Annotated in this window: 23 protein-coding genes; 18 read left to right on the forward strand and 5 right to left on the reverse strand. The window is 37.1% G+C overall.

Going from position 1 to position 21,795, the window contains the following annotated elements:
- Positions 1 to 271 precede the first annotated feature (271 nt).
- On the forward strand, positions 272 to 3,055 hold the full coding sequence (locus tag ABES03_RS14255) for a KAP family P-loop NTPase fold protein (protein ID WP_430117947.1): 2,784 nt from the start codon (positions 272 to 274) through the stop codon (positions 3,053 to 3,055).
- Positions 3,056 to 3,086: 31 nt separating this feature from the next.
- Here ABES03_RS14255 and ABES03_RS14260 read toward each other — a convergent pair whose 3' ends face one another.
- A complete protein-coding gene (locus ABES03_RS14260) occupies positions 3,087 to 3,236 on the reverse strand; it encodes a hypothetical protein (protein ID WP_430117948.1) in 150 nt (49 codons plus the stop codon).
- Between the two features lie 21 nt (positions 3,237 to 3,257).
- Entirely contained in the window at positions 3,258 to 4,811 is a 1,554-nt protein-coding gene (locus ABES03_RS14265) for an ABC-F family ATP-binding cassette domain-containing protein (protein ID WP_430117950.1), read from the reverse strand.
- A gap of 422 nt (positions 4,812 to 5,233) precedes the next feature.
- On the opposite strand from ABES03_RS14265, the gene ABES03_RS14270 reads away from it, so the two are divergent.
- From ABES03_RS14270 to ABES03_RS14315, 10 genes are all read left to right on the forward strand, one after another.
- Complete coding sequence (locus ABES03_RS14270; protein WP_430117952.1) at positions 5,234 to 5,659, forward strand: DUF6526 family protein; 426 nt, start codon at positions 5,234 to 5,236, stop codon at positions 5,657 to 5,659.
- 92 nt (positions 5,660 to 5,751) lie between these two features.
- Entirely contained in the window at positions 5,752 to 6,678 is a 927-nt protein-coding gene (locus ABES03_RS14275) for an ABC transporter ATP-binding protein (protein ID WP_430117953.1), read from the forward strand.
- Positions 6,675 to 7,766 carry an ABC transporter permease gene (locus ABES03_RS14280; RefSeq protein ID WP_430117954.1) on the forward strand — a complete coding sequence of 364 codons (1,092 nt, stop codon included), beginning with the start codon at positions 6,675 to 6,677 and terminating at the stop codon, positions 7,764 to 7,766. The genes ABES03_RS14275 and ABES03_RS14280 overlap by 4 nt, the downstream gene beginning before the upstream one ends.
- A gap of 193 nt (positions 7,767 to 7,959) precedes the next feature.
- Positions 7,960 to 8,118, forward strand: a complete 159-nt coding sequence (locus ABES03_RS14285) for a DUF1540 domain-containing protein (protein WP_308080830.1) — start codon at positions 7,960 to 7,962, stop codon at positions 8,116 to 8,118.
- Positions 8,119 to 8,222: 104 nt separating this feature from the next.
- Complete coding sequence (locus ABES03_RS14290; protein ID WP_430117956.1) at positions 8,223 to 9,005, forward strand: transporter substrate-binding domain-containing protein; 783 nt, start codon at positions 8,223 to 8,225, stop codon at positions 9,003 to 9,005.
- Positions 9,006 to 9,040: 35 nt separating this feature from the next.
- Positions 9,041 to 9,706 carry an amino acid ABC transporter permease gene (locus ABES03_RS14295; protein ID WP_430117958.1) on the forward strand — a complete coding sequence of 222 codons (666 nt, stop codon included), beginning with the start codon at positions 9,041 to 9,043 and terminating at the stop codon, positions 9,704 to 9,706.
- A gap of 12 nt (positions 9,707 to 9,718) precedes the next feature.
- The gene (locus tag ABES03_RS14300) at positions 9,719 to 10,462 is read left to right on the forward strand and encodes an amino acid ABC transporter ATP-binding protein (protein ID WP_430117959.1); all 744 of its coding nucleotides are present in this window, start codon (positions 9,719 to 9,721) and stop codon (positions 10,460 to 10,462) included.
- A gap of 159 nt (positions 10,463 to 10,621) precedes the next feature.
- Complete coding sequence (locus ABES03_RS14305; RefSeq protein WP_430117961.1) at positions 10,622 to 11,161, forward strand: sigma-70 family RNA polymerase sigma factor; 540 nt, start codon at positions 10,622 to 10,624, stop codon at positions 11,159 to 11,161.
- Positions 11,154 to 12,569: a DUF4179 domain-containing protein gene (locus tag ABES03_RS14310; protein ID WP_430117962.1), complete on the forward strand. Its 1,416-nt coding sequence runs from the start codon at positions 11,154 to 11,156 to the stop codon at positions 12,567 to 12,569. The genes ABES03_RS14305 and ABES03_RS14310 overlap by 8 nt, the downstream gene beginning before the upstream one ends.
- Before the next feature lie 325 nt (positions 12,570 to 12,894).
- On the forward strand, positions 12,895 to 13,881 hold the full coding sequence (locus ABES03_RS14315; protein WP_430117963.1) for a tRNA dihydrouridine synthase: 987 nt from the start codon (positions 12,895 to 12,897) through the stop codon (positions 13,879 to 13,881).
- A gap of 128 nt (positions 13,882 to 14,009) precedes the next feature.
- Here ABES03_RS14315 and ABES03_RS14320 read toward each other — a convergent pair whose 3' ends face one another.
- On the reverse strand, positions 14,010 to 14,771 hold the full coding sequence (locus ABES03_RS14320) for a SagB/ThcOx family dehydrogenase (protein ID WP_430117964.1): 762 nt from the start codon (positions 14,769 to 14,771) through the stop codon (positions 14,010 to 14,012).
- A gap of 250 nt (positions 14,772 to 15,021) precedes the next feature.
- On the opposite strand from ABES03_RS14320, the gene ABES03_RS14325 reads away from it, so the two are divergent.
- Positions 15,022 to 15,207, forward strand: coding sequence for a hypothetical protein (locus ABES03_RS14325; RefSeq protein ID WP_430117966.1), 186 nt, complete (start codon positions 15,022 to 15,024; stop codon positions 15,205 to 15,207).
- Positions 15,208 to 15,510: 303 nt separating this feature from the next.
- On the opposite strand, the gene ABES03_RS14330 is transcribed toward ABES03_RS14325, so the two are convergent.
- Positions 15,511 to 15,711, reverse strand: a complete 201-nt coding sequence (locus tag ABES03_RS14330) for a cold-shock protein (RefSeq protein WP_042463323.1) — start codon at positions 15,709 to 15,711, stop codon at positions 15,511 to 15,513.
- Between the two features lie 332 nt (positions 15,712 to 16,043).
- Here ABES03_RS14330 and ABES03_RS14335 point away from each other — a divergent pair, with 332 nt between their 5' ends.
- Positions 16,044 to 16,157, forward strand: coding sequence for a YjcZ family sporulation protein (locus ABES03_RS14335; protein WP_205178538.1), 114 nt, complete (start codon positions 16,044 to 16,046; stop codon positions 16,155 to 16,157).
- 32 nt (positions 16,158 to 16,189) lie between these two features.
- A complete protein-coding gene (locus ABES03_RS14340; RefSeq protein WP_430117968.1) occupies positions 16,190 to 16,342 on the forward strand; it encodes a YjcZ family sporulation protein in 153 nt (50 codons plus the stop codon).
- 171 nt (positions 16,343 to 16,513) lie between these two features.
- On the opposite strand, the gene ABES03_RS14345 is transcribed toward ABES03_RS14340, so the two are convergent.
- Positions 16,514 to 17,020 carry a DUF421 domain-containing protein gene (locus ABES03_RS14345; RefSeq protein ID WP_430117970.1) on the reverse strand — a complete coding sequence of 169 codons (507 nt, stop codon included), beginning with the start codon at positions 17,018 to 17,020 and terminating at the stop codon, positions 16,514 to 16,516.
- Positions 17,021 to 17,272: 252 nt separating this feature from the next.
- Between ABES03_RS14345 and ABES03_RS14350 the strand changes: the two genes are divergently transcribed.
- Genes ABES03_RS14350 through mgrA form a run of 4 tightly spaced genes read left to right on the forward strand, consistent with a single transcriptional unit; the run spans position 17,273 to position 21,459 of the window.
- Entirely contained in the window at positions 17,273 to 18,085 is an 813-nt protein-coding gene (locus tag ABES03_RS14350) for a glycoside hydrolase family 16 protein (protein ID WP_430117971.1), read from the forward strand.
- A gap of 15 nt (positions 18,086 to 18,100) precedes the next feature.
- Positions 18,101 to 19,435, forward strand: a complete 1,335-nt coding sequence (locus ABES03_RS14355) for a GH1 family beta-glucosidase (protein ID WP_430117973.1) — start codon at positions 18,101 to 18,103, stop codon at positions 19,433 to 19,435.
- 49 nt (positions 19,436 to 19,484) lie between these two features.
- On the forward strand, positions 19,485 to 20,420 hold the full coding sequence (locus ABES03_RS14360; protein WP_430117975.1) for an aldo/keto reductase: 936 nt from the start codon (positions 19,485 to 19,487) through the stop codon (positions 20,418 to 20,420).
- Between the two features lie 49 nt (positions 20,421 to 20,469).
- Complete coding sequence (mgrA, locus tag ABES03_RS14365; RefSeq protein ID WP_430117977.1) at positions 20,470 to 21,459, forward strand: L-glyceraldehyde 3-phosphate reductase; 990 nt, start codon at positions 20,470 to 20,472, stop codon at positions 21,457 to 21,459.
- Positions 21,460 to 21,795: the final 336 nt, after the last annotated feature.

The raw sequence follows: 21,795 nt of genomic DNA on the forward strand, positions 1-21,795 counted from the left end.
TAGAGGAGGCAGGGATAAAAGAGAAGAGGAATTGCGCCTTCAAAGATGATACTATGATAGCTTGCACTATGTTGATTTATATCCAGAAAATGCTTTTGAATTTTATCAAGGTTTAAAGAGCTGGTCGAGATTTAAAGAAAATTCAGCTTGTTTGAGTACTACCCTATGGTGTGAGAATCCGATTGAAAAAAAGTATTCATTTGAAGCAACAAATAAGCTACTAGATAGTCAATTCTATATTTTTAGGACCGTTATCAAGAAGGGAATTAATATGAGTCAGAAGAAAACGGATAAGTATAAAAATACAATAAGTAAACAAGATACATTAATAACAATTTTAAAAAATTTATCTAACTCTATAGCAATAATAATATTAATAAATATCTTATTAACATTTGTCAGAAAAATTGCTAGTGAAAAAATTGGAGTAACATTTTCTTATGAGTGGGTATGGTGGGGAGTATATAGCTCAATAGGTCTACTTTGTTTATGTGCTTTCATTTTTTATATTATTATAAGTCTTCCAATTATAAAATTTAGAGTAAAGCCATTAACTACTACGTTTGACTATTTAGTTAGTGTCTTTACTATTGGTATTATTTCCAATTACTTTCTAATTGGAGGTCCAGTAACTTTTTGGTCTGGAAGTATGTTATCAAATCTATTTGATATTTTACTAATATTTTCCTTAGTTCTTTTCTTTTATTTTTTTGTTGGAAGTATTATACGACTTATACCGAAATTAAGTCAGGATAAAATCCCGAATGCCCACCATGAATATAATTCAGGTAATCCTATAGAAACAAAAGATGAAGATAAGCTAAATAGATCAGACTTTGCAAATAAACTCGGAGAAGCATTAGAAAATCAACAACAAAATGAAAGTCTAACTATAGGTCTTTTGGGGGGATGGGGAAGTGGAAAGAGTTCGGTCTATAACATGGTTAAAGAATATAGTAGCAATTTAAAAATTGAATCTGGTGAGGAATCTAACATTCTATATATAGACTTTAAACCATGGTACTTTGGGAAAGATAACCATGATATTATTCGTATCTATTTATTTCACTTTTTGGAAGAAATAAAAAAAACACGAGGTTACAATCCAAAAATAGGGAAAGTCATTAAACAATATGCTGACATTATATCTACAGTCAGTGTACGTAGTTTTGGAACAATTGTATCTTTTAAAGAAATGATTGATAAGTTCCTACCTACTAGAGAAAATGTGAGTTTAACAGAACTAAAAAAAGAAATTGAAAATTTATTATTAAAATTTCCTAAAAGAATTGTTGTTTATATAGATGATATTGACCGTTTGGAAGGCAATGAAATACGAATGATGTTTAAGTTGGTCCGACTAATAGCAGATTTCCCGAGGGTAACATATATAATGGCTCTAGATGAAGAAATAGTTAAAAAATCTTTAGCAAGCATATACCAAGTTGACGCAGATAGTAATTTTGAAGACGCTAAGAAATATATTGAGAAGTTTATTCAAATTCCAATTTATTTGCCTAAACCAGACAATAATGATTTGGAAACATTCTTTTCTGAGCAGATAAGAGATGTTATTGAAAAGAATAATATTGAAGGTGCTAATGATATACAAATAGTTAAAAGTTTAATAGATTTAAAATACTCTCCAAGAAACATATATAGGTATAAAAATTTAGTTCAGTTCTACTTGCCATTACTAAAAAGTGAAGTGAATATAAATGATCTACTTTATTTGATTATGATACAGGTAAGCTCTTCAGATCTTTATAACTTTATTTACCATAATAAAAAAGTATTAATTAATGAAGAGAGTACCTTTACAGAGGGTGATAGGAATAAACTAAATAATATTGAAAACATAAATGAGTATAGGGATATTCTTGAAACTTTATTCCCTTCTATAGTACGTTTATTTGGAGAAGAACTAAAGAAGTTTAAATCTAGTGAAAAAATTTTATGGGAGAAAAACAAGAGAATATGTAGCTATAAATTTTTTGACCAATATTTTGTTTATGGAGTTCCAACAAACAAAATATCGCAAACAGAGTTAACTGATTTGATAACTCTTTTAAGAGATGGGGGTTTAAGTGAAGTTAAGAAAGGGTATATAAATTTAATTGAAAAATTTAGTGCAGCTGAATTAAATAGTAAGCTTGGACTAAGAATAGAAGAAATTAGTGGACCGCACCAAGAAAAATTACTTCATATTCTGAAAGATATATATCATCTTAAATATAGAAAAAATACTAAGTTTGAGGGAATCGATAGTATTTTATCGTTAGCAAAAACAATAGCAAGAAATTTGCATTTCGAAAACCACGTATTTGATCTTCAATTCTGGGAAGATGGAAATATTTTATTTACAATAGGTATTCATAATTACTTAAAGCAAACTAATATTAATAAAAATGAATTATCCGTTTTAAAAAAAGCAGTACAAAGAGCATATATTAATATTTCAGATGAGTGTTTTTTTATAAATTTTAATCAAAGTGATGCATACACTCTTTGGCTAAATTGGAATCATTACTTTTCTGATGATGAAATTAAATTAATGGTAAATAATTGGATTAAATCTGATGATGATTTTGAAAATATTTTAAACTTTACTTTCAATAATAAGCACTCAGGCTTATTAAAAAATGAAGAAATATTGATAGGCTTATTCATTAACTCTACAAGATATTTAACAGACGAGAAAATAGAATCATATTTTAAAAATAAATGTTTTCCTTCTACAGAATATGAGTTGGATGAGTACATCACAAAAACTAATTACCGAAACGTAGGAACATTTATTTTAGCTAAAAATAAGTTGTTCAAGTTCATAATTGAACAACTTGAAGAAATTTTTACTTTAAGTGTAAGTCAACATATCTTGGCTCAACCGAAATCTTATATTCATATGGGAGCAGAATTAATCATCAAATTTGGAAATGAAAATCAAAGATTAAAAATTGAAGAGAACTTAAAAATAATTGGTGATTATAATCAAGAATATATTAAAGAAAGAGAAGCAATAGAAGAAGCACAAAGAGATTTACAGCTTGGTTAACATTTCCCAATAATCTTGCTCTCAGATTATTTTAGCTTTGTTCCGGTATGATTTTTAAATATGCTAAGGTAAACACCACTACATCAATATGTCTGCCATCACCACTCGAGCCATGTGGAAGCTGTTGCAAAATTAATTTTGAAATAGATAGAAAAGGGGTACCCAAGTGGAATTTTCTCATTGGGTACCCCTTAATCTTTATTTAAAACACTTTCGTAGTCCAATCCTCACAGTTCCAAATATCAGTCGCAATTTCACGATAGAAATCAGGTTCGTGGGATACCATCAAGATACTTCCGCGATATGCCTTTAAAGCACGCTTTAATTCATCTTTTGCATCCACATCTAAGTGATTGGTAGGTTCGTCTAGAATTAATAAATTCGTTTCTGTGTTTAAAATTTTACACAATCGAACTTTGGCTTTTTCGCCACCAGAAAGGACTTCGATTTTACTTTCAATATGTTTCGTCGTTAATCCACATTTTGCAAGAGCAGCACGGACCTCAGCCTGATTCATACTTGGGAACTCGCTCCAAATCTCTTCAATACAAGTGTTGTAGTTGGACTGTTTAACTTCCTGTTCGAAGTAACCGATGTGTTGATACTCACCACGTTCCACTTTACCCGAAATTGGATTAATCAACCCAAGAATACTTTTTAAAAGAGTAGACTTCCCAATACCGTTTGCACCAACGAATGCAATTTTTTGTCCGCGTTCCATTTTCAAATTCAAAGGGCGAGAAAGTGGTTCGTTGTAACCAATAACAAGATCTTCAGCCGTAAAAATATAACGACTAGTTGCGCGAGCTTCTTTGAAGTTAAACTCTGGTTTCGGTTTCTCTTTCCCCAATTCAATAACATCCATTTTGTCGAGCTTCTTTTGACGAGACATCGCCATATTACGAGTTGCAACACTTGCCTTGTTACGAGCAACGAAATCCTTCAAATTAGCAATTTCTTGTTGTTGACGCTTGTAAGCAGACTCTAGCTGTTGCTTCTTCATTTCATAAATATTTAAGAAGTTATCATAGTCACCAACATAGCGATTCAACTCTTGGTTTTCCATGTGATAGATCAAGTTAACAACATTGTTCAAGAATGGAATATCATGTGAAATCAAGATAAATGCATTCTCATATTCCTGTAAATAGCGCTTCAACCATTCGATATGCTGTTCATCCAAATAGTTCGTAGGCTCGTCTAGTAATAGGATTTCAGGCTTTTCTAGCAAAAGCTTAGCTAGCAAAACTTTCGTACGTTGCCCACCGCTAAGATCATCTACATCTCGATCGAGTCCAACATCGTCTAATCCTAGACCACGAGCAACTTCCTCAACTTTTGAATTAATTTGATAGAAATCATTACTATCTAACGTTTCTTGTAGCTCTCCAACTTCTGCAAGTAATGCATCGATATCAGCACCTTCATCACCCATTTTTGCATAAAGTTCATTGATCTCTGCTTCAGCATCAAATAAATATTGAAAAGCAGTACTCAAAGCTTCACGCATCGTAGTACCTTTTTGAAGGACAGCATGCTGATCTAAATAACCTACACGAACTTTTCGTGACCACTCCACTTTGCCCTCGTCGGGTTGCAACTTTCCAGTAACAATATTCATGAAAGTAGACTTACCCTCACCATTTGCCCCAACTAGTCCAACGTGTTCGCCTTTTAAAAGTCGAAAAGATACATCATTAAAAATCGCACGATCACCGAAACCGTGGCTTAAATTTTTTACGTTTAATACGCTCATTTTTTTAACCCCTTATCTAATGTCACATGTGAATATCTTACTAGAATTTAGCTGCTTTTTCTATCTGAAAGTTATTTTTGTGAAAAATGTAATTCGATTTTTGAGCTAAATTGAAGTCTGCCCCTTTTTAATTAAATGCAATTATTGAATTATATTTACTTGGGCAAATCAAAATAGGATAAAAGTATATTATACAACCGAACTAGGATGTATGATATGAGGTTTTCCTATGTGGGAATAGTTCAACAAAAAATGAAAGAATTGGTTGTGTTCTAATTGTTCGTCACGGTAACAAAGGAAGCCCTGCCTGCGATGTCCTAGAAGTAGTGGCTATCGTTAAATTAATCATTAAAGGCATAAGGAAAACATTTAGGAATAGAATGAGTGATGGTAAACTTAATAAAAAGGAGGTTTTCCCCCCAATGAACCAAAACTATAAAAATCACAGAAAAGTTGACCCGCTTTATCATTTTGGGACAGCTTTGCTTGGACTTATTATGCTCATTTTATCGATTGTGTTTTTCTTTCAACATGTAAGAAGTCAGCTGTTTCTAAGTGGAATTGTGTTAGGTTTTGCGTTGTTGTTTTTCTTTGTGATAGTTAAACTAAGAGGATATGCCCTGCAGCTACAGGATCGAATCATTCGTACGGAGGAAAATTTCCGCTACTATCGTTTAACTGGGAAGCTATTAGACTCGAAGCTATCGTTGAAGCAAGTGATTGCACTAAGATTTACAGCTGACGAAGAATTCGTAGATTTAGTTGAGCGAACTGTTCAAGAGAACCTTTCACCAGATGACATTAAAAAGGCTGTTCGGAATTGGCGTGCAGACCATCATCGCGTATAATTGAGATAGAAACAGCTTCAAATGGCTGTTTCTTTTTTTGAATTCTTAAATTCCAATATAAGGATTACATAAATGTTCTTAGGAGGCTTGCTATGCTTAAAAACATAATGGTAGATGTAAAAAGTCTATTAAAACGATACGGCTCTCACACCGCGGTTAACGGGGTATCCTTTCAGGTGGAAAAAGGAGAGGTTTTTGGTCTCCTTGGACCAAATGGTGCTGGAAAAACAACCACGATTGAAATGTTAGTAGGTCTTAGAAAGCCAGATGAAGGAACCGCTGCACTCGCAGGCTTTGATGTGAAAAAGGAAGTGAACAAAGTCAAAGAGGTCATCGGAGTTCAACTTCAGTCCACTTCTTTATTTGAATTATTGAAAGTAAATGAAATTCTGAAATTGTATGGAAGTTTCTATCCAAGCCACGTAAACATCGATGAATTAATTGATGAAATGCTTTTAACAGAGAAGAAAAATGCCCGTATTAAAGGACTTTCCGGCGGACAAAAGCAGCGTCTTGCTATTGCCTTAGCTCTTATACATGACCCGCAAATTGTGTTTCTCGATGAACCAACGACTGGACTCGATCCACAAGCAAGAAGAACCTTGTGGGACATTGTACTACGTTTAAAGGATCGCGGAAAAACAGTTATCCTTTCCACACATTATATGGATGAAGCTCATGTGCTCTGTGACCGCATCGGGATTATGGATCAAGGAGAATTGATTGCTCTTGATACGCCAGACAATTTAGTGAAGAAACTTCAATCAACAAGCACCATAGAGTTCCATTTAAGCAATTCGCCTGAAAAAGAGTTACTTTTGAATTTAAATGGTGTTAAAGAAGTGTCTATAAAAGATACCTTTATCCAGTTATATACAGATGATTTACAAACAGCTTTAACATCCTTAATTCAGGCCTCTACGGAACATCTATTTAAAATTGAGGATTTACAAACACGTTTAGCAACATTAGAGGATGTTTTTATTCATATGACCGGAAGGAGTATCAGAGAGTCATGAGAGCTTACTGGCAGTTAACTCTTGCACAATTAAGAATCTTTGCTCGCAATAAACAGGTTTTATTCTTTACCTTACTCTTTCCGATTATCTTAATGCTAGCTCTTGGTTCTTTTGCAGGTAAGGAGGATAATCTATCGTTAACCGTAGGGGTAATCGACTTGGAACAAACAAGTTCCTCGGAGGATCTAAAGAAACTGTTTGACAAGTACGAGGGACTAAAAACCATAAGTTATGGAAAAGTTCAAAATGGAAAACAAGCCCTGAGAAATGGAGAAATCCAGCTTCTTATTGAAATTCCAAAAGGGTATGAAGCAAACTTAAAGGACAAGGAACACCCCTTTTCCCTTCCAGTTTATTATAATGAGAAAAATCTCACCACCTCGGAACTCGGCCTGACCGTTGTAAATGGCATCATTGATCAATATAGTAAAGCACTGGTTGGCTACAAACCTTTAGTGACGGTTGAAAAAATAGGCATAGAAGCCCGAAATATTCGTTATGTCGATTTCCTCGTCCCAGGAATTGTTGCTATGATGATTATGAGCAATAACATGAATGGTGTTGCTGGACAAATTGCTGCCTGGCGGGAAAGAGGGATCTTGCGGAGAATGCAAGGAACGAGACTCAAAGCCTCCACCTTTATCGCTGCTCAAATCACAGCTCGTTTATTACTTAATGGAACTCAAGCTCTATTGGTCGTTCTAATTGCTAATTTAGTATTCGGTATTAGTGTCGTAGGTTCTTGGCTTTCTTTGATCTTCTTCATTGTCCTTGGCACCCTTGCATTTATGTCACTTGGTTTTATTATTGCAGGGATTGCGAAAAATCCTGAAAGTGCTGGGCCAATCGCAGGATTTGTTACGTTTCCCATGCTGTTTCTTGGAGGTGTGTTCTTTCCGATTAGTAATATGCCAGATATTATTCAACCCATTGTTAAGGTACTGCCTATTGCTCATTTAAGTTCTGCCTTGAGGGAAACGATGAATCTTGGAACCCCTTTTCTTCAATTGGGAACGGAAACTCTTGTATTAGGATGTTGGTTATTAGGTGGGTTTGTGTTAGCCAGTTTAGTGTTTAAATGGGAATAGGAAAAAGGATGTAAACCACTACGAAGATAATCTTAAATACATGAAAAGTCTAATCTTTTAGGGATTAGGCTTTTTTTTTTGAGAAATGATCAGTCTGCTTTGGCAGTGGCAATGCATTGGTGAAAAAATCTTGTTTCAACCAATTTTGAAGGGGGTATTAAAAAAGAAAACCTTATAGAGGAGGTGGCACAATATGAAATTGGATGTGAAATGTAATGTTAAAAACTGCAAGTATTGGGCTGATGGTGACCAATGTGTGGCTGACTCCATTTATGTCATAGGTTCACACGGCAGCAGAAAGGCTGATACTGTGGAAGAAACAGCTTGCAAAACTTTCGAGCTTCATGAATGAAAACATGAGGACTGCTCTTCTGCTTCAGAAGCAGAAGAGCAGTCCTTTTCATCAATGCTGGGAAAGTAGCAGTATAGCTTGAACGAGAGAGGAGAAAATCAAGCATGGAAAAACGATACATAAATTTTCTATCGTGCATATTTCTTATGGGGATGCTGACTGGCTGTATCCAAAAAGACCAGCTGGCAGATGGAACAAAGCTGATAGATAAGCAGAAATTTATTTTTGCAGCTTCAGGAGAATTTAAGCCCTTTAGCTATGTTAGCAATGAAGATTTATCGATGACTGGTTTCGATATTGAGGTAGGAAACGCAGTAGGAAAGGAGCTGGGCCTTGAACCAGTCCAGAAGAGGATGAAATTCAAAGGGCTCATCGAGGGCATTAAAACGGGACGGGCAGACGCAGCCGTTGCCAGCCATACCATTAACCCCCAACGCGCAAAACAAGTTGATTTTTCCACACCCTACTATTACTCAGGTCCACAGATCTTCACAAGACCTGACAGCAAGATTAAAACAGTAGATGACTTAAAAGGAAAAGAAGTTGCCGTAGCAAAGGGATCCACCTATGCGGATACAGCCAAAAAGTATACCAGCAATATTAAAATGTATGACAGTGATATAACGGCATTAAAAGCGCTAAGTATTGGCCGGCATGACGCCGTTATTACCGATTTTGTCACTGGTAAAAGTGCAAAAAAGGAAGGATTCAAAATTCAGGGTCAGCAGTTAATCGAGCGAAGCGAGCAGGCTATTGTTGTTCCGAAGGATAATCCAATCTTGCTCAAGCGGATTAATGATGCACTTCAAAGACTTCGTAACGATGGAACACTATCCCGAATCAGTCAAAAGTATTTTGGGGAGGATATTACGAAAAAACCAGAATAATAGATTGATCATTAGAAAGAAAGGATGTTATTATTTTGCCTAGTTTTTCTCACTTTTTACATACGTTTATCAGCAGTAAAAACCTTTTCATAGATGCGGCGCTGTTGACGTTAAAACTTACAGTTGTCTCCATTTTAATTGGGATTTTATTCGGATTATTTTTTGCTCTTTTAAAAATATCAAGGATTAAAGTATTAGGCTATATTTCAAATGCGTATGTATTCCTGGTAAGGGGAACTCCACTCATTGTCCAGATATTCATTCTGTATTTTGGATTCAGCGGTATTTTCCTCATACCTGACTTTTGGGCAGCGGCTCTTGCACTCGCCTTCCATAACGGTGCCTATATCGCAGAAATTTTTCGGGGGACGATTCAGTCCATTGATAAAGGGCAAATGGAAGCGGCACGCTCTCTCGGCATGACCAGAATACTAGCAATGCGCCGTATCATTCTTCCACAGGCTTTCAAGAGGGCACTGCCTCCCCTTGGAAACCAATTTATTATTGGACTTAAGGATTCATCTCTGGCAGCTTTTATTTCCATGAATGAGCTGTTTAATGTTTCGACCACACTGGGTTCCAATAATTTCGATGAAATGACCTACTTGTTAATAGTAGCCGTTTATTATCTAGTACTTGTTGCAGTATTAACAATGCTGGTGAGCCTGTTCGAAAAGAGATTGGCAGTTAGTGATCGATAGGAGGACGATAAAGTGAATGAACGAGAAATGATTAAAATAGAAAACTTACATAAATCTTATGACAATTTACATGTATTAAAAGATATAAACATGTCCGTGTATGAAAGTGAAGTTGTCTGTTTGGTCGGAGCATCTGGCTCTGGTAAAAGTACTCTACTAAGATGCCTTAACTTTTTAGAAAAAAGGGGCGGTGGGAGAATTTCAATCCGCGGGGAAGAGATTAGCCCGGAAACCCATAATATTAACAATATCCGCCAAACGGTGGGGATGGTTTTCCAGCACTTTAATCTTTTCCCACATAAAACTGTCCTTGAAAATGTCATTGAAGCACCAATCATGGTAAAGAAAATCCCAAAAGACCAGGCCATTGCTGAAGCAAAGGAGTTGCTCCAAAAGGTGGGTCTTGAGGATAAGGCCGATGTTTATCCTAGCAAATTGTCAGGTGGTCAAAAGCAGCGTGTGGCAATTGCCAGGTCGCTGGCCATGAAGCCGGATATTATGCTTTTTGATGAACCGACATCTGCCCTTGATCCGCAGCTAGTTGGTGAGGTATTGGCGACCATGAAGGAGTTAGCCGATGAAGGAATGACCATGGTAGTGGTTACCCATGAAATGGGCTTCGCTCGTGAGGTTGCTGATTGGATTGTACTCATGGACGATGGTAGAATTATCGAAAGAAATCGGCCAAATGAATTCTTTGATCATCCAAAGGAGCAACGTACAAAAGAATTCCTTCAAGCAACCATGTTAAAATGATTTGTAATAAGCAGAAGCCTACTCAGGTTTCTGCTTATTTTTTTGAACTTCGGATTTTATTTCCATGTTATGCTTTTCCTTAGAAAAATTAAAAACTTTAACTTTTTGAAACTTTTCTTGAGTATAGATTCCACTAATTAGTAAAGGGGGGCAAAAAAGATGGAAATAGAAAGCCACCGGCTAGTTAAAAAAGCAATCAAAGGTAATAAAAGCGCCTTTGAAAAGTTAATTCAACAACATTATGAAAGAATCTACCGAACTGCCTATCTTTATGTACATAACGAAGAAGATGCATTGGATGTTGTCCAAGAAGCAACCTATCAGGCCTTTACATCTATCCATTCGTTAAAAAATCCGGAGTATTTTATGACCTGGCTCACCAGGATTGTCATACGATGTTCGGGACATGTCCTAAAGAGAAAAAGCAATGTTGTTCCGTTGAGTGATGAGATATTGTCGAACCTGCAGGGTCAGGCAGATCCAAACATTGAAGAATCTTTACAGCTGCTAAACGCAATTCATCAGCTGAGAGAGAATTACCGTACTGTGATTATCTTATTTTACTATTACGATTACTCGATAAAAATGATTAGCAGTGTCATGGAAATTCCAGAGAGCACTGTAAAAACATATTTAAGTAGAGGGAAAGCAGAGTTAAAAAAGTCCTATAAAAATGAGGAGGACAAATGCCATGGATAACAAGGAATTCAAAACAGCAATAGAGCAAATACCTGTGCCCAAAGAAAAAGTATTTAGCGCCATTTCCAAAGGGATGAATAAGGAAGGCAATAGGGGAAAGGCAAAGAAAAAGAAGGCTCTTGCAGGTGTGGCGACTGCTGCTGCTATTTTTGGAATTACCGTTGCCTCAGGATTTGTTAATCCTACAATGAATAGAGTATTAGCTAAAACTCCATTAATAGGCGGGATTTTTCAAGAATTTAATGATGCAACAGGCTTGGAATTAGCTAACCAGGCTGCAGTTACAGAATTAAATCAATCACTTACCAAAAATGGGGTAACTGTAAAATTGACCAGCGCTTATTTTGATGGCAATGTGGTATCAATTACGGGATTTGTAGATGAAGATGTTGAAAAAGGACATAACGAAAAAGGGGAAGTAAGTTTTGATGTAAACTTTGAACACAGAAAAGGGGATCATGACCCTTGGCTAAATGGAAAGTCAAATGACATTAAGAAAGTAGAGAATGGATATAATTTTCAATGGAAAATGAATTATCCCTATAAATCATTCAAGGAGAATTCTACTCTTCCAATAACGATTCATAATATCAACGGGATAAAAGGAGAATGGAATTTTGATATTCCAATTAAGCAAGAAAAAAATAGTACACTTGCTATTAACAAGGATCAAGGATATCCGGAAGACGAGGTAAAAATCCGTATTAAAGAGATACTCACTGCAAAAGCATCCTCATCGCTTATTTATGAGACCGTGGAGAAATACAAGGGTGATGATATTTATATAGAAAAAGCGGTTGATAATAGAGGAAAAGTGTATAGGTTTGAGAACCCAACCTATCTCGAGGAATCGAAACAAGAAGATGGATATCATAGAACCATGAGGAGAGAAATGACCAAGCTCGATCCAGATATTACGTCACTTACCTTTTATCCTCGGTTATCTGCAGCAGATCCAAAAGTACAACAGCTTTTGGACAAAAAAACATTTGCATTAAAAAGCACAAGGTACAATTTTGGTCTGCAGGTAAATGATGTTACTCAAAAAGGTAAGAAAGTGGTAATAGATTATCAACTTACAGGGCTTCCGAAGAATTTGAGTAAAGGCAAACTTGAAACAATTAACCATAATTTGAAATACCTTTTCTGGTTGGTTGATAAGGAATATTTAACGAAGATCGACCCGGAAAATGCATGGCCACCTAAAAACCACGGTATTCCGTTTAATAAAGTAAAAATGATGGATAAGGAAACAGCACATTTCCAATCTACTTTTGACTTAAACGGAGAAGAAAGGATTGAGAATTTTAAACTGGAAAATACAATGTTGCTATTTGATTTTTCAAGCTTTATCCCATCAAAGGATTTAAAACCATTTACTTTTGAAATTCCATTGGAGAATAAATAAACCCGTCAGCATCTCGTGTGTTAGCAACTACAGTCCACACATTGCGAAATAGTAGCGAAAATAGTATTAAAATAAACAGAAACCGGACCAGGTTTCTGTTTATTTTTTTTGCCTTAGGATTTTAATTGCATGTACAGAGTTTGTGAAGTTAAAATGAAAATTTCCCAACCAATCACCGATTTGGTGAAAATAAACAGTTCCAATCCGTTTGATAAAAAGTACTTAATCATGGTATAAGTGTAAAGGAAGCAGGGACATTCTGCTCTTTAATTTTGGGACAGGGTGTTGTCCTGGTCTCCCATAATGAGAGGATTTGAATTTCAATATGAAAGATAATTTTTGGCGTGACTTACCACGACCTTTTTTTATACTAGCACCCATGGAAGAAGTGACGGATGTTGTTTTTCGTCATGTAGTGAGTGAGGCAGCTAGACCTGATGTGTTTTTTACAGAGTTTACAAACAGTGAGAGTTATTGTCACCCAGATGGGATCAAAAGTGTGCGCGGGCGTTTGACTTTTACAGAGGATGAACAGCCAATTGTCGCTCATATATGGGGGGACAAGCCTGAAAACTTCCGGCAAATGAGTATTGGTATGGCGGAACTGGGCTTTAAGGGTTTGGATATCAATATGGGTTGTCCCGTACCCAATGTGGTACAGAACGGGAAGGGAAGCGGCCTGATCTGCCGCCCGGAAGTTGCAGCAGAATTAATACAAGCAGCAAAAGCGGGAGGATTGCCCGTAAGTGTCAAGACAAGGCTCGGTTTCTCGGATGTAGACGAATGGAAGGTCTGGCTAAAACACATATTGGAACAAGACATCGTCAATCTTTCCATTCATCTGCGTACACGGGATGAAATGAGCAAAGTAGATGCTCATTGGGAGCTGATCCCGGAGATTAAAAAACTTCGTGACGAGGTGGCACCAGATACCCTTTTGACGATCAACGGGGATATTCCTGACCGTCAAACTGGATTGAAGCTCGCCCATCAATATGGTGTCGATGGGGTTATGATTGGCCGTGGTATTTTCCATAATCCATTTGCCTTTGAAAAGGAGCCGAAAGCTCATAGCAGTCAGGAATTACTTGATCTCTTAAGACTGCATATGGATCTTCATGATAAATATTCGCATTTAGAGTTACGACGGTTCACGGCTCTTCATCGCTTTTTTAAGATCTATGTCAAAGGATTCCCTGGGGCTGGTGAATTAAGAAATCAATTGATGAACTCGAAATCAACAGATGAAGTGCGTGCATTGCTCGACAACTTTTCAAAGAAACTTGATGGAATGGGCGAACAGAAGAACTGATAAGAAGCAGTCCCATAAGAAATTTTGATAAAAAAGCCTGTATCGTTGATTACCTAGTAATCGTCGATACAGGCTTAACTATCCTTAACTAATTACCTATATATAGTTAACCTTTACTCCCATTTGTTTTATTTTCGTTTTTTTCCAACTGCACCGAGGAATAGGACAAATTCTTCAACCCCGTCCAAGCCTAATACCTCATCGATTAATTTTTGGTCATAAATACCGATTGCACATGCTCCTGCATCCACAGATTCACTAGCTAAATAAAGGTTTTGAGATACATGTCCAACATCAATGAGAATCTTCTTATGTGCAGAAATATCATATTTCCATTCAGAACGGTAAGGAGTAGTGCTCCATGCAAATACCACGGCAGCCCTTGTGGCGAAATTAGGAACAAATGGCTGGTCTAGTGTAATAGCATCGATTTTGCTATCCATTTCAGATAATTCATGTATGAATAAGAGTTTGTGCTCTATTGGAAGATATCTGTAAACCCCTTGTTGAACGCCTTCTATCCGCATAATGAAAAGGTAGGTTTCAAATGTATGTGTGGCCCCGCTGCACGGGACAGTTCGGAGCATAAGTCCGCCTTTATTCGTACCAGTGATGCCTTGTGTAGCCCATAATAGATAGGACAACTCGTCAAGGGTTAATCCTTCCTCAGAATAAAGCCGAGTACTTCTCCTTTCCTTTATGCATTCGTAAATACTTTGCCTTTTTATAATATCCTCATGAACTTCAGGCAGATCTATTATGATGGATGAGGGGTCATAGGGCTTAACAGCCGGCGGTTTTGGCATCCCCTTAGCCTTATCGGTCTTAATGTGTTTGAATTCAAGAAAATTTGATTTTAAAAATTCTCTTTGTTGTTCATATCGTCCCATAATCTAGCCTCCCAAGATGTCTCTACCTTCACGATACTATACCCATAATGGATTTTGTTCTGTGATATGCGTCATAATAATCCATAAAAACATTGATCGAGTTCCTCCATTGAGCCCCTTCCAAAGTGCCAAGGTGACGGTTCTATGATGACAGGGACAGTTCTTGCAAACGCCAAGAGAACCGTCCCCGTGGTACAGGTCAGTATCTTGGGCATAATACAGTTTATATACATTAGAGAGGGGGGATAGTATGAGGCTAAGAAATGGAGATTTTTATACAAATGTTGTTACCAATAAGTTGTATAGGTTAAATGAAGATAACGATAGCAGCTGGTACTTGAGTTTGCGTGATGAAGAAGGTTATCATGAAACAGAAAAGATATCAGGGCGCGATATGATTAGATTGGTAGAAGGTAGTTATAAAAAAAGTTACTAAATAGTAGTCGAGGTAATACATTAGAGATTCCTACTACAAAAGAAAATGAATAATTAAGTATACATCCGAATAATAGGAAAAATTGACAAGTGATTTATAGGAATAAACTAAGGCTTGTTCCATTAATAAAACTTACTATTCAAAGGTAATTAGGAGAATTCAAGATTATGTGATACACTTTGTTTACCATTTGATTTCCTTGTTTACATGTGCCCTACTCATTCATGAGTGGGGCTCCTTGTTTTTAAAAGAAGAAATAAAAAAACAGACTCTATATAGAGCCTGTTTTAGTTGTTCTTATTATTAAGCTTTACGCACGTTAGCTGCTTGAGCTCCACGTTGACCTTGCTCAACGTCAAATGTAACTGTTTGACCTTCGTCTAAAGATTTGAAACCTTCGCCTTGGATCGCTGAGAAATGAACGAACACGTCTTCTCCGCCTTCACGCTCGATGAAACCGAATCCTTTTTCTGCGTTAAACCATTTTACTTTACCTTGTTCCATTTGTAGTTCCTCCTGCTGTGTGCTTTGCACACAATGTGTTACTATCCTTGCACTCAGTGATCATCAAGACGAAAAGTTAATCTTATACTATCCTTTACACCGAACAAAAATAATTCTTCTAAAGTTTAACATTTATTAAAGGTATTTGCAAGAAGACATAAACACAGCTTTTTTTTCACTCTCCCTGTTGATTGGAGCGGAAATCAACAGGGCAAGTTTAACAATGATTTTCTCTAATAGTTCAGATTGGGCTTTTATATTTCGCAAAAGTCCTAACACCTTTGGGATTTAATCATATTTTGTATTGAACAGATGTAAAAGGAGGTTATTAAATGGATGGTGTAGGAGCTGGTGGAGGTTTCGCATTAGTAGTTGTATTGTTTATCCTGCTTATTATTATTGGAGCGTCCTTTATGGGCGGAGGATATGGCGGAGGATTTTATTAATTAAATAATACTGATTGAAAGGGGGGATATTAATGCTCGGTTATGGAGGATTCGGCGGCGGCTTTGGTGGCTGTGGCTGTGGTGGCTACGGTTACGGTGGCGGATATGGTTACGGTGGTGGTTTTGCCTTAATCGTTGTCTTGTTTATTTTATTAATTATCATTGGAGCAACTTGCTTTTATTAATTAAAAGCATCCAACCTCATTTTTTTCATAATAAAAAAGCCCTTGCTTTAGGGCTTTTTTATTTGGCTTTAGTGCATCGAACGCATATAAAGCTATTTTTACTGTTTTATGGTAATGTCGGAGTAGTTTATTATCGGGGTGACAAAGTTATGGGGATTATTTTAACCTATCTTACTGCAAATCATCCTGCTCCTTATCAATATATAAAGAACCATCCTGCTGTACTTCTCCATAGAACACTTCGGAAATTTCTTGAATCCCAGATTGTTTTAATTGTTGATTCACCCAATTTTGATTTAAGTTTAATTTTGATAAATTTTCTTCGTCAATGATTCCACTTGAAATGATGGGTGTAGACACTGGATAAATGTTTGGTTGCTTTGTTTGCCCATTTAAATCACTTACCGTAGAGGGTTGCTTACTATTTTTTTTCATCACCGATAGCTTTCCGTCCGTTTCAAAAATGGAAAATTCTACATCCGCCTTAGAGAATACATTTTTTTGCCTTAGCATGGCGTTTAAGCTGTCCGTACTCAGCCTTGTTTTTTGTAGTGTTTTTTCCAAAATCTTGCCACTCTTGACAACTACTAAGGGTTCTCCCTCAACGACCTTTCTTGCCTTTTTTGAATTAATGTCAATCATTCCCATGACAACAGTAAAGATACTCCACAGTACCAAAGTAATCACACCAAATGAAATCTTAAGGTCTGAACGTATCATCATCGTTTACAATGTTGAAATGTTAATAACCTGATTTTTCTTCAATTGGAAGAAGGAAGAGAGACCTTATGTTTGAAGGATTACCCCGAAATTTTGGTACCCTAAACAAAATTATAAGTCTGAAGAAATCGAAGCAGCAAAGGTAAAATGATAAAAGAACCTAATAAAAGGTCCGTTTTACGATCATTGATAGAAAGGGGACACCTAATTTTGGAATCTAAAAAGGCTATTCCTAACGAAGAAATGAGTGCGCTTTCAAGTGTGGAACTCCAGTCAGATGTATGGAACCTAGTTTGGGAGGAAAGGTTCACTGGTGAAAAGATAGATGAAACAAATTGGAATTATACACAGGGCGGTTGGGGCTTTGGCAATGACGAATTACAGTATTACACGGCTCGAGAAGAAAATGCAAGGATTGAAAATAATCTACTAATTCTAGAGGCAAAACAAGAGAAATATGAAGGGATGAATTACACATCTGCAAAACTAACGACTAAAGGGAAAGCAACCTGGAAATATGGTCGATTTGAAATTAGAGCAAAACTTCCCGAAGGTCAGGGAATATGGCCTGCCATTTGGATGATGCCCGAGGATATGGAGCTTTATTCTGGCTGGCCTGCATGTGGAGAAATTGACATTATGGAGCTTATTGGTCATCAGCCTGGTACCGTTTATGGAACACTCCATTATGGAATGCCACACACTTACACAGGGGAAAATTATAGTCTGCCTGGCAATAAAAAATTCTCTGAGGATTTTCACATCTTCACACTGGATTGGGAACCAGATGAATTTCGATGGTATGTTGACGGCGTTTTATATGCCAAGCAAAACAAATGGTTTAGCAATCATAAAGAAACCGGTTCGGAACACCCCGGATTTGCTCCGTTTGATCGACCGTTTTACTTGCAAGTTAATTTAGCTGTCGGTGGAAAGTGGCCGGGAAATCCAGATGATTCAACCTGCTTTCCTCAGAAAATGGAGATTGACTATATTAAAGTTTTTCAGAAAATAGCTAGATAACTAGAGGTGATAACGATGAGTAGATTTTCTAAAGAGTTTATTTTCGGTAGTGCAACATCGGCGTATCAAATTGAAGGAGCCTTTCAAGAGGATGGAAGAGGGCTATCAATTTGGGATACATTTTCAAGGATACCTGGAAAAGTGGTCAACATGGAAAATGGTGATATTGCTTGTGATCACTACCATTTGTACGAGCAAGATATTGAAGTATTAAAGAATCTTGGAGTGGATTCATATAGATTCTCCATTTCTTGGCCAAGAATTTACCCGGAAAAAGGGAAATACAATCCAGCTGGAATGGAGTTTTACAAAAAGCTAATCAATCTATTAAATAAAAATGGAATCAAACCTGCAGTAACACTTTATCACTGGGACCTCCCACTTTGGGCGCATGAACAAGGCGGATGGACAAATCGTGAGTCGTTAAAATGGTTTATAGAATTTGCAGAGAAATGCTTTGAAGAGTTGGACGACAAAGTTTGTATGTGGATAACGCATAATGAACCATGGTGTGCGGGATTTCTTGGATACCATCAAGGTATTCACGCTCCGGGCCATACCAATATGGAGGAAGCACTGAAAGCTGTACACCACATTCTCCTATCACACGGGGAAGCAGTAAATCTGCTTAAGAGAAAAAGGGGATCGGAAACCCCGATTGGAATAACTCTAAACTTATCGCCAATGTATTCTAACGGTACATCTATCAATGATTCTCTTGCTGTCAATAACGCAGATGGCTATGCTAACCGTTGGTTTCTAGACCCAGTGTTAAAAGGCTATTATCCAGTTGATATGCTGAATCTATTTTCCAAATATGTTCATTCTTTTGATTTTATCCAACAGGGAGACCTTGAAGTAATATCAACGGCATGTGACTTCTTTGGAATTAATTACTATAGCCGAGGTCTAGTGGAATACAATGGTGCATCTGATTTTCTTTATAAAAATTCATATTCGGATTATTCCAAAACGGCAATGGGATGGGATATAAGCCCAAATGAGTTTAAAGAGTTAATCTATCGTCTTCGTAAAGAATATACCACTCTTCCAATCTATATTACTGAGAATGGTGCAGCTTTTAATGACGTGGTATCCGATGACAAAAAAGTTCATGACGGCGAACGGAAGGAATATGTAGAACGTCACCTTAAAGCCATTGCTGAGTTAAATGAAGAAGGAATGGATATAGCGGGCTATTATTTATGGTCTCTTCTTGATAATTTTGAATGGGCGTTTGGCTATGAAAAACGATTTGGGATCACGTATGTGGACTTTCAAACTCAAGAAAGAATCATAAAAGACAGTGGGCTTCGTTATGCTGAAATTATACGAGAGCGAACTATTTAGTAGGCAATAAAAGGCAAGCGGATATAGGAGAGATAAGGCGGGTTTAAGGATGAATTATAGACAGCTTGGCAGCACGGGAATAGTGGTTTCGGAAATCGGATTTGGTGCATGGCAGCTTGGGAATCAACTAGATTGGGGAGAAATGGGCGATAATCAAGCAGTAAGACTTGTCCATGAAGCGCTTGACAGCGGGTGTAATTTCTTTGATACGGCTCCTAATTATGGGCGTGGCAATAGTGAGAAACTTCTCGGTAAGGCACTTTCAGGTAGAAGGAATCAAGCGGTAATTAATACGAAATTTGGACATCATTCGGATGGTTCGCTCAATTTTGACCCTAAGTTCATTCGGTCCACGTTAGAGGCAAGCTTAAAGAGACTCAATACAGAATATGTGGATTCCCTTCTCCTCCACAACCCAGACTTTGAGTGTTTGAAAGGAAACACAGGTCATTTTGATGAATTGGAAAAGCTAAAGCAAGAGGGGAAAATTCGGGCTTATGGTGCTTCTGTTGATTCCAGTAGAGAGATGTTCGAGATAATGGATTCTACTAACAGTAAAGTAATAGAAGTAATGTTTAATATTTTTCATCAGGAAGCTAAGAAAGCATTCCAACAGGCGGGAGAAAATGGGCTGGGACTGATCATTAAGGTTCCACTAGATTCAGGATGGTTATCTGGTAAATATGATAAGGATAGCGTATTTACAGATATTCGAAGTCGCTGGGATGTTGAACAACTTACGAAGAGAGCATCCCTTCTCCCGAAATTGAGGGATGTGCTCGAACCTGAAGAATCCATGGCACAGGCTGCTTTACGATTTATCCTATCTTTTCAACAAATATCTTCTGTTATTCCAGGAGTAAAAAATATTCAGCAGCTAAACATGAATGTTTCTGCTGTTGAGAAGCAGATGAAACAGGAACAAGTAGAAGAACTGGAGAAATTGTGGGAGGAAGAAATAGCTGGATCCCCACTTAATTGGTAACTCCCTTAGAGCGCTAAAATATGTGTAATATAAGATGGAGGTTTTGGTGATGACATATCAGCCTAGTACAGAACGATATAACAAGATGATTTATAACCGCTGCGGAAACTCAGGTTTGAAACTTCCAGCTATCTCTCTTGGATTGTGGCATAACTTTGGTGGGGATGATGTATTTGCAAATGGAAGAGAGCTCATAAGGAAAGCCTTTGATTTGGGGATAACTCATTTTGACTTGGCTAATAATTACGGACCTCCTGCAGGATCTGCGGAAGAAAATTTTGGTGCCATTCTTAAAAAGGATTTCTCTAGTTATCGGGATGAGATGATTATTTCGACAAAGGCTGGATACGGGATGTGGCCAGGACCATATGGTGACTGGGGTTCAAGAAAGTACCTAGTTTCTAGCCTTGACCAAAGTCTAAAGCGAATGGGCATTGATTATGTAGATATTTTCTACCATCATAGACCAGATTCAGAAACGCCACTTGAAGAAACGATGTTGGCCTTGGACCACATAGTAAGACAGGGAAAAGCACTTTATGTGGGAATTTCCAACTATGGGGTTGAAGAGACAATGAAAGCAATTGAGATATTGAAAGAGCTTGGAACGCCTCTTTTAATACATCAACCTGCGTATTCACTATTTAACAGGTGGGTTGAGGACGGTTTAATTGACTTGCTTCAGGAAAAACAAGTAGGTTCTATTGCTTTTGTACCGCTTGCTCAGGGGTTACTCACTACTAAATATGTTAATGGAATACCTGAGGATTCTCGTGCTTCAAAAACAAATTCCTTTTTAAAGAAGAGTGATGTAACCGAGGAGGTTGTAAGGAAGGTTCAAAAACTTAACAACCTCGCAAAAAATCGGGGTCAATCGCTTGCACAAATGGCTCTTGCCTGGGTACTAAGGGATCGGAAAATAACTTCGGCCTTAATTGGAGCCAGTAAGGTTAGTCAAATTGAAGAGAATGTCGCAGCGTTAAAAAATCTTGAGTTTAGTCCTCATGAATTATTGAGTATTGAGGAGGCCATACGATAGTTTGGGCTCAATAGAAATACAGTTAGCAGAACCTATTCAATGAGTAGGTTCTTTTACTGTACTTCTAAGGATGATCGTTTACAGTTAATAGAGTGAAAAGCACAAAATTGACGATTTTGTGAAAACGATACCAATGGCGGTGGTATCGTTTTTTTTATGTCATTCTCAAAAACCAAAAATATGATACCCTAATCAAAATCTGCTAGCTTAAAATCTTGTTCACTAAATTCTATTATAAAGATAAGGAAACAAATACATCTAAGGTGGTGAGCTCGTGGAAACAAATTATCAACCAGTAGAACAAGCAGTACCTGAGGGCTTAATAAGCACCCCGAC

It is taken from the genome of Neobacillus rhizosphaerae (assembly GCF_050477885.1).
GTDB lineage: Bacteria > Bacillota > Bacilli > Bacillales > Cytobacillaceae > Neobacillus > Neobacillus rhizosphaerae_A.